The following is a 12,269-nucleotide window of genomic DNA, read 5'->3' as shown; positions in this document are numbered from 1 at the left end:
GCAAGGCGCGTTACCCGCTATGGCGCGCAGAGGATCCGCGCCATTTCGTCGGCGGCACCCTGCAGCATCGGCACCGCCTTGAGCAAGGCATCCATCGACACGCGCGCCGTCGGCGCATGGCAGGCGATGGCGGCCACCACCTGACGCCGCGCCGGCTTCGGCCTCACCTCCGATCCCGGCCCCGTCCCCGTCCCCGACTTCGGCCCGGGCTCCAGTACCGGCACCGCCACCGCGCACATGCCGCGCACGAATTCCTCATGGTCGACGCCGATCGCGCGCGTGCCCAGCCGATCCAGTTCCGCCTCCAGCGACGCCAGGTCCGACAAGGTGCGTGGCGTGTTGCGCGTCAGCGCGAGGCGCCCGAGCATCTGGCGCCGCTCCAGCCGGCTCATCGCGGCCAGGAACAGCTTGCCGCTGGCGGTGCAATGCAGCGGCACGTGGATACCCGGCGACAGCTGCAGCCGCAACGGCTCGTGCGTCTCGACGCGCTCCACGTACAGCACGCGGTCGCCGTCCAGCGCGGTCAGGTTGCAGGTCTCGCCTAGGTTCGTCACCAGCCGGGCCAGGATCGCCCGGCACTCGCGCAGCACCGGCGGGCTGCGCAGCGTCTGCAATGCAAGTGCGCTGGCGCCAGGCCCGGGCACGAAGCCGCGCTCGGCGGGCATCCTGACCACGAAGCCGGCGCGCTCCATCGCGGCCAGCAGCCGCATCAGCGTTGCCTTGGGCACATGCAGCCGCTGCGCCAGCTGCGACAGGGTCTGCGGATGCTGGGCGCGGGCCAGGCTAGCCAGCACCGTCAGCGCGCGCAGGCTGCGGGCGTCGTCATCGCCGGCAGCGGCCGCGCTTGCGTCGGTGGCCAGGCTTGTGGCTGCCGACGAATTGCTGACAGCCTCTGCTGCACTGCGATTCTGAAACGGGATTGACACGTTCTGTTTCACAACCGGCGTCTCCTCGCGATTGGGCTTTCCATTCCACTTTTGAAAAATAAAATTCGGAACAGAACGTTTCAGATTATAGATCGATGCCGGAACAGCGGGACAGATCGCCGGCCATCAAAGGAGACAGCAACGATGTCGCAAAGCGTTGACTACATCGTGGTAGGCGCCGGCTCGGCCGGCTGCGTGCTGGCCAACCGGCTCAGCGAGGACGGCCGTCATTCGGTCTGCCTGCTCGAGGCCGGCCCGCCGGACCGCTACCCGTGGATCCATATCCCCATCGGCTACGGCAAGACGATGTTCCACAAAGAAGTGAACTGGGGCTTCTACACCGATCCCGACCCCAACATGCTGAACCGCCGCATCTACTGGCCGCGCGGGCGCACGCTGGGCGGCAGCAGCGCCATCAACGGCCTGATCTTCGTGCGCGGCCAGCGCCAGGACTACGACCACTGGGCTGCACTGGGCAACCCCGGCTGGGAGTGGGACGCCTGCCTGCCCTACTTCCGCAAGCTGGAGAACAACGACCTCGGCGCCGGCCCGACGCGCGGCACCGCGGGCCCGCTGAACGCCACCTCCATCGACCGCCGGCACCCGCTGGTGGATGCCTTCATCGACGCCGGGCAGGCGCTGGGCCTGCCGCGCAAGACCGATTTCAACAACGGCGACCAGGAGGGAGTGGGCTACTACCAGCTCACCACGCGCAATGGCTGGCGCTGCTCCACCGCGGTGGCGTACCTGCGGCCGGCACGCACTCGCGCCAACCTGCGCGTCGAGACCGATGCCCACACCACCGCGGTGCTGTTCGAGGGCAAGCGCGCGGTGGGCGTGCGCTACATCAAAGACGGCCTGCCCTATATCCTGCGAGCGCGCCGCGAGGTGATCCTGTGCGCCGGCGCGCTGCAGTCGCCGCAGCTGCTGCAGCTGTCAGGCATCGGCCCCGCCCCGCTGCTGCAGGAGATGGGCGTGCCGGTGGTGCAGGCGCTGCCGGGCGTCGGCGAGAACCTGCAGGACCACCTGCAGATCCGCCTGATCTACGAAGTGGCGCGGCCCATCACCACCAACGACCAGCTGCGCTCCCTGGCGGGCAAGGCGCGCATGGGGCTGGAATGGCTGCTGATGCGCAGGGGGCCGCTGGCGATCGGCATCAACCAGGGCGCCATGTTCTGCCGTGCGCTGCCGGAAAGCGCCACGCCCGACACACAGTTCCATTTCGCCACCCTGTCCGCGGACATGGCCGGCGGCAACGTGCATCCGTTCTCGGGCTGCACCTATTCGGTCTGCCAGTTGCGGCCGGCATCGCGCGGCACGGTGCGCATCCGCAGCACTGATCCATTCGAGGCGCCTTCGATGCAGCCCAACTACCTGTCCGCCGAGCTGGACCGTCGCTGCACCGTCGCCGCGGTCCGCTACGCGCGCCGCGTGGCGCAGGCAGAACCAATGCGCGGGCTGATGCAGCGCGAATTCCGCCCCGGCAATGCGGTGCAGAGCGACGACGAGATCCTGCACTTCTGCCGCGAGTACGGCGCCACCATCTTCCACCCGTCGGGCACCGCCAAGATGGGCCCCGCGCACGATCCGCTCGCCGTCGTCGACGCGCGCCTGCGCGTGCATGGCGTGGGCGGCCTGCGCGTGGTCGACTGCTCGGTGATGCCGACGCTGGTGTCGGGCAACACCAACGTGCCGGTGGTGATGATGGCCGAGCGTGCCGCCGACTTTATCCGCGAGGATGCGCGGCGCGAGCCGCTGTCGGCGGAAATCGCCGAGCGCGCGCCAATGGCGGCGGTCGCCTGACGTTTTTCGACAAGCGCCACGGCCGGCGCTGACAACGACAAGGCCGACCCTGCAGTGCACGCGGCGTCCAATACGACCATGATGACGATTAAAGCGGACGCCTCCCACCACCAGAGGAGACAGCAATGACAAGCCCCAATGAACAGGCGGTGCGCAAGGTAGCGCTGGCGTCGGTGATCGGCGCCACCATCGAATGGTATGACTTCTTCCTGTACGGCGTCGTCGCCGGCCTGGTCTTCAACAAGCTGTACTTTCCCGGCGACGACCCGCTGGTCGCCACCATGCTGGCCTACACCACCTTTGCGGTCGGCTTTGTCACGCGGCCGCTGGGCGGCGTGATCTTCGGCCACTTCGGCGACAAGGTCGGCCGCAAGAGCATGCTGGTGATCACGCTGATGATCATGGGCGTGTCGACCTTCCTGATCGGACTGGTGCCCACCTATGAAAGCATTGGCATCGCCGCGCCGATCCTGCTGTTGCTGTTGCGTGTGCTGCAAGGCATCGGCCTGGGCGGCGAATGGGGCGGCGCGGTCCTGATGGCGTACGAATATGCGCCGCCGGAGCGGCGTGGCTTCTATGCCTCGCTGCCGCAGATCGGGCTGGCCATCGGGCTGTGCCTGGCCTCGGGCGTGGTGGCGCTGCTGTCGCTGACGCTGACCGATGCGCAGTTCCTGTCGTGGGGCTGGCGCGTCGCCTTCCTGATCTCGGCGGGGATGGTGTTCGTCGGCATGTATATCCGCCTGAACGTGAAAGAGACACCCGAGTTCGCCCGCGTCAAGCAGCGCAATGCGGAAACGCGCATCCCCTTTTTCGACATGATGCGCCGCTACCCGGGCAATATCCTCAAGGGCATGGGCGCGCGCTACATCGACGGTGTCTTCTTCAATATCTTCGGCGTGTTTTCGATCAGCTACCTGACGCAGACCGTCAATATCAGCCGCACCGAAGCGCTGGTGGGCGTGATGGCCGCCGCGATCGCGATGTGTTTCTTCATCCCGTTCTTCGGCCACCTGTCCGACCGCATCGGCCGCACGCGGGTGTACTTCTGGGGTTCTCTGATCACGGCGCTGTCGGCGTTCCCGGCGTTCTGGCTGATGCTGAACAGCGGGCAGAGCATGATGCTGCTGTGGCTGTCGATCGTGGTGCCGTTCGGCATTTTCTATGCCGCGGTGTACGGGCCCGAAGCCGCGCTGTTCTGCGAGTTGTTCGATGCTCGCGTGCGCTATACCGGCATCTCCTTCGTCTACCAGTTCTCCGGCATCTTTGCTTCGGGCATCACGCCGATCATTGCCACCGCGCTGCTCAGGTCGGGCGGCGGCAAGCCGTGGCAGATCTGCGCCTACGTGGCCTTTGCAGGGCTGGTGTCGGCGCTGTCGGTGGCGTTGATCGAGCGGCGCGCGGGCGTCGGGCTGCCGCGCGAAGGCAACGCGCCGGCGCGCTGAGCGCGCCGGGCCAGTTGATCGAGCCAGTTGAGCAAGTTGAGCCAGGCTAACCGGGCGACCTTCATCGGCTCAGCCCGCGCGCCTCGATGGCCCATACCGCTTCCACGCGCTCGCCGCGCACGCACGCGTAGGCATCGTGCAGGTTGGCGGTGGGATCGCAATGGCCCGGCACCAGCCACAGCCGCTCGCCCAGCAGGTCGCGGCTGTCGGCGTCGGTCACCGTCAGCACGCCATGCTCGTCGTTGGCGGCAACGTACTCCAGCGCGCCGTCGGCATCGCGCGGCCATACGTGCGGCAGGCCGGAATCGACCGCGACCGATTTCAGGCCGACATCGCACACGGCCACGCCGGCGCGCGCCGCGCTCATCACGGTCGATGCCACGAACAGGGAATGCAGCGGCCGCAGCGCGCCTTCCCATTCGAGCGAGCCGTAATGGCCGTCGAGAAAAAGGTACGAGCCCGGCTGGATTTCGGTGTAGACGCCGCTCTCAAGGTCGAACTCGGCGGTGCCGGTGCCGCCGCCGGTCACCACCGGGCAGCGCAGCCCGCGCCGTTCCAGCGCGCGCAGGTAGCCGGCGGTGGCCTCGGCCGCGCGCTGCGCGGCCTCGCGCCGCTGTGCCCATGCCTCGATATGCTGGATGCCGCCGTGATAGCCCTGCAGGCCGCCGAAATACAGCGCGGCTTCGGTATCGATCGCATCGATCAGCGCCAGCAAGGCCTCGTCGCTGTCCACGCCGCAGCGGCCCTGCCCCACGTCCACCTCCGGCAACACCGCGATGCGCACGCCGGCGCGCGCCGCGGCGGCGCCGACCTCGCTGACCTGGCGCACATCGTCCACGCAGATCGACAAGCGCGTGTGGCGCGCCAGTTCGGCCGCCATCGAGGCCTTGTCGGCGCCGACGAACTCATTGCTCAGGTGGATGCTGGCGATACCGGCGGCGGCAAAGGGATACGCCTCGGACAGCTTCTGGCAGCAAATGCCAACCGCGCCCGCATCGACCTGCCGCTGCGCGATCGCCACGCACTTGTGCGCCTTGGCATGGGGGCGCAGCGCTACGCCGGCGCGTTCGGCAAGTTCCGCCATGCGCGCCAGGTTGGCTTCAAAGGCATCGAGTTCGATCAGCAGCGCAGGGGTAGACAACGCTGACAACGATTGGCCGACCGCCGCGTGCGGCGGCCGGAATACGCTGGCTTCATGCATGGTGTGGGGCCCGGTGGCGGCAGTGCTTGCCGTGGGCCCTCACGATAACACCGGCGTGCCCTTGCGCACAGACTTGCGTGCGCAAACGCGCTAGCGGCGCGTGGCCAGCAGGCGGTAGCCGCGTCCGCAGTGCTCAGCGGCAGCGGCGCGGGCCACATCGGCATCGTCGAACAGGCCCGCCTGCGCGATCGACCTCACCATCACCGCCTCGCCGCGCTCGTTGGCGAGGAAACGCCCGTCCGAGCCTTGCACGATGTACAGCACGTCGCCGGCCGGGGAGCCGACCTGCCGGCGCTGGCCGGTGGACTGGCCGACCCGCTGCTGACCCGGACCCTGACTCCAGCCCAAGTCCCGATCCTCGCCGCGCGCTGCTCCGCCGGCACGCTCGCCGACGCTGCCCGGCCGCGCCATCTGGATGTTGTTGCGCACTTCACTGACGCCGAGCACATCCTCGGCCATTTGCTCGATACGGAACTTGGCGTCGCGGTCCCGGACGGTGCCGGCCAGCGTGACGATGCCCGAGCCGACGTCGACGGTGACATCCGAGACATCGTCATCGGCGTGTGCGAGCCGCTCGCACAGATCATCGCGAATGCGGGTGTCGGTGCGCTGGTAGCCCTTGGGCATGCGGCGCGACCCCGCTTGCGCGGCCCAGCGCGAAGGGCGCGTGGGCCGCTCGTCGTCTTCATCCTCCAGGCCATAGCGGGCCTCGCCATAGCCATATGGCGAGCCGCCGGTGTCGCCGCTGCGCCAGTGGCGTGCCTGGCGGGTATCGTCGGGGTCGGCGTAGCCACGGTGGCGCCAGGTGTCCCGAATTTCCGACGGTGGATAGTCTTTCATGGATTGCCTCCGATCTGACGTCCTAGCCTTGATGATCTGACGTCCTAGCCTTGATATCGGTAGCACAAAACATGCCCTTGCGCCGGTGCGGGCCGCATGGCGCTCGGGGCAGCGCCGCGGGACGCAGTTTTTACACGATGCGCAACAACGTCATGCGCTTCGGCCCTCCCCGTCGGGCCGGTCGAGGTACTGGCTGACGATGCGCACCAGCAACGGCAGCTTGCCGGTAAAGAAATGATCTGCGCCCGGTACCACCACCACCGGCAGCGCCTGGGGACGGGCCCAGTCGAACAGCGCCGGCAGTTCCGCGCGCTCGTCGCGCTCGCCATGCACCACCAGGCAATCGGCTGGCACCGCCGGCGTGTCATAGCTGCGATGGGCCTTGACCGTGCCATAGGGCAGGCCGGTCAGCACCAGGTGACGGATTGGCACGCCCTGCGCCGCCAGCGTGGCGGCCACCTGCGCCATCACGAACGCGCCGAATGAAAAACCCGCCAGCGCCAGCGGCAGGCCGGGGTGGTCGTCGCGCAACTGCGCCACCACGGCCAGCATGTCGTCAGTCTCGCCGCGGCCCTGGTCGTGCTCGCCGCCAGAGCCGGCCACGCCGCGGAAGTGGGGCCGCACGGTGAGAAAGCCTCGCGCCAGCAGCGCCTTGGCCAGCTGGTGCGGCACCTTGTGCGTGGCCGAGCCGCCCAGCAGCGGGTGCGGATGCGACACCACCGCGATCCCGCGCGGCGCGCCGGCGGGACGGTCGACCAGCATCTCGATCGGCCCGGCGGCGCCGGCCAGGTGCGCCGTTTCCGTGGCAGACGGTACCCCCATGAATACTCCTTGCAATGTCGTTCGGACCGCTTGCCGGCCCGCGAAAGCCGTGATGGTAATGCGATTGTGGCGAGCATGCCGCCCGCCTTGCCGGCGCGCGTGCACCATGGCGCAAAATTCTGCCCGCCGGTGCCCCAGGCGCCGCTTGTGCGGGGCATGTGACCTGAACGCTTTCGTATAATTGCCCGAGCCGCGGCGGCCCCGAAAATGGACCCGCCGCGATCGGTCAGCACGACTCGTGCCACGCATTGCCGGCTTGCGGCTTCGCCCGCGGGCCTTTCTCGTGGCTGACCCAGATTCGCCGAAGCGGATGGACTGTACGCAGCCCTCCCTTCCCGTGTTCATCGCCGGTGACCCGGCCGTTCCGCAGCGGAATCGCGACGCAGCGCCATGTGGCCCTGCCCGCACCGTGCCTTGCCATTTCCATCCGCCGCCGGAGCGCCGCAAGCCGTCACCACCCGACGAGAATCCGCCATGAGCAAAGCTTCACGGCTCGCACTGGGCCTTGCGCTCGCTGCCCTATGCCACCTGATGCCGGCTACCCTGCCCGCAGTCCATGCCGCAGAGACCGCTTCGGAAGCCGAGGCCGCCGCGCAAGCGCCCGCGCTGACGCACGCCGAGGCCACCGCCGAACTCAAGCGCCTGCAGACCGAGCAGGACAGCGTCAAGCAGCAGGCCTCCGACCCCGACGGCAATACCAGGCTGCATGACCTGCAGGAAACGCTGCAGCGGCTCGACACCGACGTCGGCAAGCTCGCCGCGGCGCTGACGCCGCAGCGAGCCCAGTTGCAGGCGCAGCTCGACGTGCTCGGGCCGCCGCCCGCCGATGGCACCACCAAGGAAGCGCCCGCCGTGGTGAAGCAGCGTGCCGAGCTCAATGCGCGCCGCACGCAACTCGATGCCCATCTCAAGCAGGCCGCCGAAAGCAAGGAGAACATCGCCAACCTGAGCGAGCAACTGGGCCGGCTGGAGCGCGGCCACCTGAAGGACCAGCTCGCGCTGCGCTCGGAAAGCATCCTGAATCCGCAGTTCTGGCAGCCGCTGTTCAGCCCGCCGCCGGAAGACCAGGCGCGCCTGGACGGCTTCCGCGACCAGGTGGCGCCGATGCTGCAGCTGGCGTGGCAGCCATCGCAGCTCGCGGCCACGGTGGCGCTGCTGCTGCTCGCGCTGGCGGTATGGACGCTGGGACGGCGCCTTGCCGAGCGCGCGCTGGCGTGGTTCTGCCTGACGCGGCTGCCCGAGACACGCCTGCGCCGCAGCGCGCTGGCGCTGGCGACGACGCTGGCAACGGTCTGCACCACCGGTCTCGCGGTGCAGCTGGTGTACCACGCCTTCGCGCGCAACTATGAATTGCCGCCCGACGTGATGGCGCTGTACGCGCAGCTGGTCAAGCTGACGCTGACCAGCGCGCTGATCGTCGGGCTGGGGCGCGCGCTGCTGTGCACGCGGCACCCCAGCTGGCGCCTGCCCGCGCTGGCCGATCCGGTCGCGCTGGCGATGAAGCCCTTCCCCGCCGTGCTGGCCGGCCTGTTGCTGCTCGCCGGCACGCTCGAGCAGATCAACCGCATCGCCGATACCACCGTGCAGGTCACGCTGCTGGGCCGCGGGCTGGTATCCCTCGTGGTGGTGCTGACCATCGGCGCGGCGCTGCTGCGCGCCAACCGCGTGCGCAACGAACTCGCCGCCGCGGGCGAACGCCCGGAGGCGCGCGCCACGCTGGCCGGCATGATCCACGCCGCCGTGACCGTGCTGGTGATCGTGTCGATGGTCGCGCTGCTGGCCGGCTATATCAGCTTCGCGCGCTTCCTGACCTATGAGCTGGTCTGGTTCGACATCGTGCTGTGCAGCCTGTACCTGCTGACGCAGGTCACGCGCGATGTCTGCGAGGCCGTGCTGTCGACCAGCCACGCCAGCGGCCGCGTCATCAAGCAGCTGTTCGGCGTCGACGATTCGCACCTGGAGCAGGCCTCGACCATCCTGTCGGGCATCGGCGCCAGCGTGCTGCTGCTGGTGGCCGTGGTGGCGCTGCTGACCGGCGGCTTCGGCACCACGCCGGCGGACCTGCTCAACAGCCTGCTGACGGTGCTGGGTGGCGAGCAGCTGCGCAGCCTGAACATCATGCCGGACCGCATCCTGAATGCGGTGCTGGCGCTCGGCGTGGGCATCTGGCTGCTGCGTTCGGTGCGGCGCTGGCTCGACGCGGAGCTGCTGCCCAAGGTGTGCAAGGAGCCGGGGCTGCGCGCATCGCTGATCACGCTGTTCAGCAATGTCGGCTATGTGCTGCTGGTGCTGCTGACGCTGTCGCTGCTGGGCGTGCGCTGGGACAACCTGGCGTGGATCGTCAGCGCGCTGTCGGTGGGCATCGGCTTCGGCCTGCAGGAGATCGTGAAGAACTTTGTCTCGGGACTGATCCTGCTGACCGAGCGCCCGGTCAAGGTCGGCGACATGGTCAGCCTGGCCGGCGTGGAGGGCGACATCCGCCGCATCAACGTGCGCGCGACCGAGATCCAGCTGGGCGACCGCTCGACCGTGATCGTGCCCAACTCGCAGCTGATCTCGCAGAACGTGCGCAACGTGACCATGAGCAACAGCACGCAGGGCGTGGTGTCGCTGCAGCTGACGTTCCCGCTCAATACCGATCCCGAACAGCTGCGCGACCTGCTGATCGATGTCTACAAGGAGAACGAGGCCATCCTGGACGTGCCGGCGCCGTCGGTCATGTTCAGCCAGCTGGCGTCCAACGGCATCACGCTGTCGGTGACAGGCTACGTCAGCAGCCCGCGCATCGCCGCGAACGTGCGCAGCGACCTGCTGTTCGAAATCCTCAAGCGCCTGCGCGCCGCGGACATCGCGCTGACCGAGCCGCAATCGCTGCGACTGGAGAACCTGCCGCCGTTCGGAGAAGCATCGCAGCGCGCGTACGCGGCGGGGTAACTCCGCCGTTCGCGGTGCCCGCTGGATACGTGCTCTGAACCCCGGCACGCCCGCCCTGCGCGGGCCCGGGCAGGCTGGCCAAAATCCTGGGGAGGCGTTCCGGACTGGGTGCGTGACAGAGTACGTGACAGGGGCTGTCTTACGGCCTGTTAAAAACCGGCCCCGTAAAAAGCCCCTGTTACAAAGCTAACAAGTCGGCCTCCGCGGCGAAACACCTTACGGGGCAGTTTGCATCCATCATTCAGGGACACAAGCTGCATCTCAAGGAGTCCGACATGCGCCCCTCCACCCGAATCGTCGCCGCGGCCGCCCTGGCCGTGGCCCTGGTAGCCGCCGGCCCCGCGTCCGCGCGCGGCCGCCACCATGGCGGCGGGTCGAATGCCGGCGCGGTCCTCGCCGTCGGCGCGCTGGTCGGCCTGGCCTTCGGCGCCGCGCTGGCCTCGGCGCCGGTAGTGGCCGCACCCGTGGCAGTGGCGCCGCCGCCGGTCACCTATGCCCCCGCGCCGGTGTCGTACGCGGCGCCGGCGGTGCCGCCGGGCTATTGCTACAGCGATTACGACGGCGCGTACGTGCCGTGCGGCCCGCAGCCGTCCCGCTACTACCAGCAACAGCCGTACTACGGCTACTGAGCATGCCGGTCGACCGCGAATACTTCAGCCGGCTGTATGGCCGGCAGGACGACCCCTGGGGCATCGGCACGCGCTGGTACGAGGCACGCAAGCGCGCGCTGCTGATGGCGACGCTGCCGCGCGCACGCTTCGCACGCGCATTCGAGCCCGGCTGCGGCGGGGGGCATCTTACCGTCGAACTGGCGCCGCGCTGCGATGCGCTGGTGGCAATGGAACTGGCCGACAGCGCTGCCGGGCAGGCGCGGCAGCGCGTGGCGGAGTTTGCGCACGTGCAGGTGCTGACAGGTGAACTGCCACAGCATTGGCCCGAGGGACCGTTCGACCTGATCGTGTTTTCCGAACTCGGGTACTACTTCCCGAAGCCCGACTGGCACGAGGTCGCAGCGCTTGCGGCGGGCGCATTGGCCGATGACGGCGTCATCGTCGCCTGCCACTTCCGGCATCTGTTCGCGGAGCAGCAGATCACCGCGCAGGCGGTGCATGACGCGATCGGCGCGCAGCCCGGGCTGTATCGGCATATCCATCATCAGGAGCCGGATTTCACGATGGATTTGTGGTCCAGGCAGTTGGAGATGAGGCTGGCCTGATTAAGGTGTGGCTGGGGTTGGGGCTGCGGCTGGCAGCATGACGACTCACCCCCTTTTTGCAGCCTTGACTTTTGACGATGTGGTTGGCTTGCCTTAGAACTCATTTCAAAATGAAGACTCGTCACGCTGAAGGGTGCGCCAGCAAATGAGGCAGCAGGCCAGCTTGAGTAAGGCTTCATGGATGTCGGCGCGACGCTCGAAGCGAGTGCGCAGACGCCGGAATGCATGCAACCAAGCATGAGTGCGCTCTACAACCCAGCGGATCTTGCCGAGTCCGCTGCCGTGCGGCTGGCCACGCCGAGCGATCGAAGTCGGGAAGCCGGCAGCGTGAAGCGGCCTGCGATATTTGTCGTAGTCGTACGCGCGATCAGCGTAGATGCGCCCAGGCTTGCGCAAAGGTCGACCTCGACATCCCCGGATAGCGGGAATCGCTTCGATCAGAGGCAGGAGCTGGGTAATGTCGTTGCGGTTCGCGCCGGTCAGGATGACCGCGATCGGCGTGCCGTTGGCGTCGGTGGCGACGTGGTGCTTGGAACCTGGTCGCGCGCGATCGGTGGGGTTCGGGCCTGTTTTTGGCCCGCCCCAATCGCTCGAACTGAAGAGGAATCGATGACGACGCGTGAGAAATCGATGCGATCGGCCGCGCGTAGCTTGGCTAGAAGGATCTCGTGCAACCGATCCCATACGCCGGCACTTTGCCAATCGCGTAGCCGACGCCAGCAACTGACACCGGAGCCGCAACCCATCTCGGCGGGTAGTTCGTTCCACCGGATGCCGCTTCTCAACACAAACAGGATGCCTGTCAATGCTGCCCGATCCGACACCGGCATGCGACCCGGATATCGGAATCGTCGCGGCTTGGCCGGAGGAAGAAGCGGTTCGATCAGTGCCCACAATTCGTCATCAATGATTGGCTTGCCCATCCCCTCTGTCCCGTTGTCACAACGGATGAGGTTAAGGATGGTGTTCAAAACAACGTCCGCAGCGCCGAGTTGACCGTGAGAGCGTGGCCAAGTGAGTTCAATGAGCGATTCCCCTCGACTTCGATGCGAGATTCGGTGCGCGCTTGGGCGTTATCGCCCGCG

The 12,269-nt window shown here is 67.9% G+C and carries 10 protein-coding genes; 5 read left to right on the top strand and 5 right to left on the bottom strand.

Features of this window, described 5'->3' with window-relative positions; genetic code table 11:
- Positions 1-17: 17 nt before the first annotated feature.
- Entirely contained in the window at positions 18-938 is a 921-nt protein-coding gene (locus VSR71_RS04335; RefSeq protein WP_342912695.1) for an IclR family transcriptional regulator, read from the bottom strand.
- A gap of 132 nt (positions 939-1,070) precedes the next feature.
- Here VSR71_RS04335 and VSR71_RS04330 point away from each other — a divergent pair, with 132 nt between their 5' ends.
- Positions 1,071-2,729, top strand: coding sequence for a choline dehydrogenase (locus VSR71_RS04330; protein ID WP_342912694.1), 1,659 nt, complete (start codon positions 1,071-1,073; stop codon positions 2,727-2,729).
- A gap of 125 nt (positions 2,730-2,854) precedes the next feature.
- The gene (locus VSR71_RS04325) at positions 2,855-4,171 is read left to right on the top strand and encodes an MFS transporter (protein ID WP_342912693.1); all 1,317 of its coding nucleotides are present in this window, start codon (positions 2,855-2,857) and stop codon (positions 4,169-4,171) included.
- Positions 4,172-4,232: 61 nt separating this feature from the next.
- Here VSR71_RS04325 and VSR71_RS04320 read toward each other — a convergent pair whose 3' ends face one another.
- The 3 genes from VSR71_RS04320 to VSR71_RS04310 form a co-directional block, all read right to left on the bottom strand.
- Complete coding sequence (locus VSR71_RS04320) at positions 4,233-5,372, bottom strand: DSD1 family PLP-dependent enzyme (protein WP_342912692.1); 1,140 nt, start codon at positions 5,370-5,372, stop codon at positions 4,233-4,235.
- A gap of 90 nt (positions 5,373-5,462) precedes the next feature.
- On the bottom strand, positions 5,463-6,212 hold the full coding sequence (locus tag VSR71_RS04315; RefSeq protein WP_342912691.1) for a BON domain-containing protein: 750 nt from the start codon (positions 6,210-6,212) through the stop codon (positions 5,463-5,465).
- A 150-nt stretch (positions 6,213-6,362) separates the two neighbouring features.
- A complete protein-coding gene (locus VSR71_RS04310) occupies positions 6,363-7,034 on the bottom strand; it encodes an alpha/beta hydrolase (RefSeq protein ID WP_342912690.1) in 672 nt (223 codons plus the stop codon).
- 474 nt (positions 7,035-7,508) lie between these two features.
- Here VSR71_RS04310 and VSR71_RS04305 point away from each other — a divergent pair, with 474 nt between their 5' ends.
- From VSR71_RS04305 to VSR71_RS04295, 3 genes are all read left to right on the top strand, one after another.
- Positions 7,509-9,968 (top strand): DUF3772 domain-containing protein, encoded by a 2,460-nt coding sequence (locus VSR71_RS04305; RefSeq protein WP_342912689.1) that lies wholly within the window; start codon positions 7,509-7,511, stop codon positions 9,966-9,968.
- A 275-nt stretch (positions 9,969-10,243) separates the two neighbouring features.
- Positions 10,244-10,597 carry a mechanosensitive ion channel protein MscS gene (locus VSR71_RS04300; protein ID WP_342912688.1) on the top strand — a complete coding sequence of 118 codons (354 nt, stop codon included), beginning with the start codon at positions 10,244-10,246 and terminating at the stop codon, positions 10,595-10,597.
- Positions 10,598-10,599: 2 nt separating this feature from the next.
- On the top strand, positions 10,600-11,184 hold the full coding sequence (locus VSR71_RS04295) for an SAM-dependent methyltransferase (RefSeq protein WP_342912687.1): 585 nt from the start codon (positions 10,600-10,602) through the stop codon (positions 11,182-11,184).
- Between the two features lie 105 nt (positions 11,185-11,289).
- On the opposite strand, the gene VSR71_RS04290 is transcribed toward VSR71_RS04295, so the two are convergent.
- Positions 11,290-12,107, bottom strand: a protein-coding gene (locus VSR71_RS04290; protein ID WP_342913114.1) for an IS5 family transposase whose coding sequence is annotated in 2 segments (ribosomal slippage) — positions 11,290-11,759 and positions 11,759-12,107 — 819 coding nt in all. Because the reading frame shifts where the segments join, the coding sequence is not laid out codon by codon here.
- Positions 12,108-12,269 lie beyond the last annotated feature (162 nt).

The organism is Cupriavidus oxalaticus, from assembly GCF_038900635.1.
Classification (GTDB): Bacteria; Pseudomonadota; Gammaproteobacteria; order Burkholderiales; family Burkholderiaceae; genus Cupriavidus; species Cupriavidus oxalaticus_B.
The sequence above is the reverse complement of the archived record's forward strand: the minus strand, read 5'-3'. Positions and strand labels throughout refer to the sequence as shown.

Bases quoted from the DNA above. Each gene is read 5' to 3' on its own strand.
- VSR71_RS04330 (WP_342912694.1), top strand. From the start codon at position 1,071: ATGTCGCAAAGCGTTGACTACATCGTGGTAGGCGCCGGCTCGGCCGGC.
- VSR71_RS04305 (WP_342912689.1), top strand. From the start codon at position 7,509: ATGAGCAAAGCTTCACGGCTCGCACTGGGCCTTGCGCTCGCTGCCCTA.
- VSR71_RS04310 (WP_342912690.1), bottom strand. From the start codon at position 7,034: ATGGGGGTACCGTCTGCCACGGAAACGGCGCACCTGGCCGGCGCCGCC.
- VSR71_RS04300 (WP_342912688.1), top strand. From the start codon at position 10,244: ATGCGCCCCTCCACCCGAATCGTCGCCGCGGCCGCCCTGGCCGTGGCC.
- VSR71_RS04315 (WP_342912691.1), bottom strand. From the start codon at position 6,212: ATGAAAGACTATCCACCGTCGGAAATTCGGGACACCTGGCGCCACCGT.
- VSR71_RS04295 (WP_342912687.1), top strand. From the start codon at position 10,600: ATGCCGGTCGACCGCGAATACTTCAGCCGGCTGTATGGCCGGCAGGAC.
- VSR71_RS04325 (WP_342912693.1), top strand. From the start codon at position 2,855: ATGACAAGCCCCAATGAACAGGCGGTGCGCAAGGTAGCGCTGGCGTCG.
- VSR71_RS04320 (WP_342912692.1), bottom strand. From the start codon at position 5,372: ATGCATGAAGCCAGCGTATTCCGGCCGCCGCACGCGGCGGTCGGCCAA.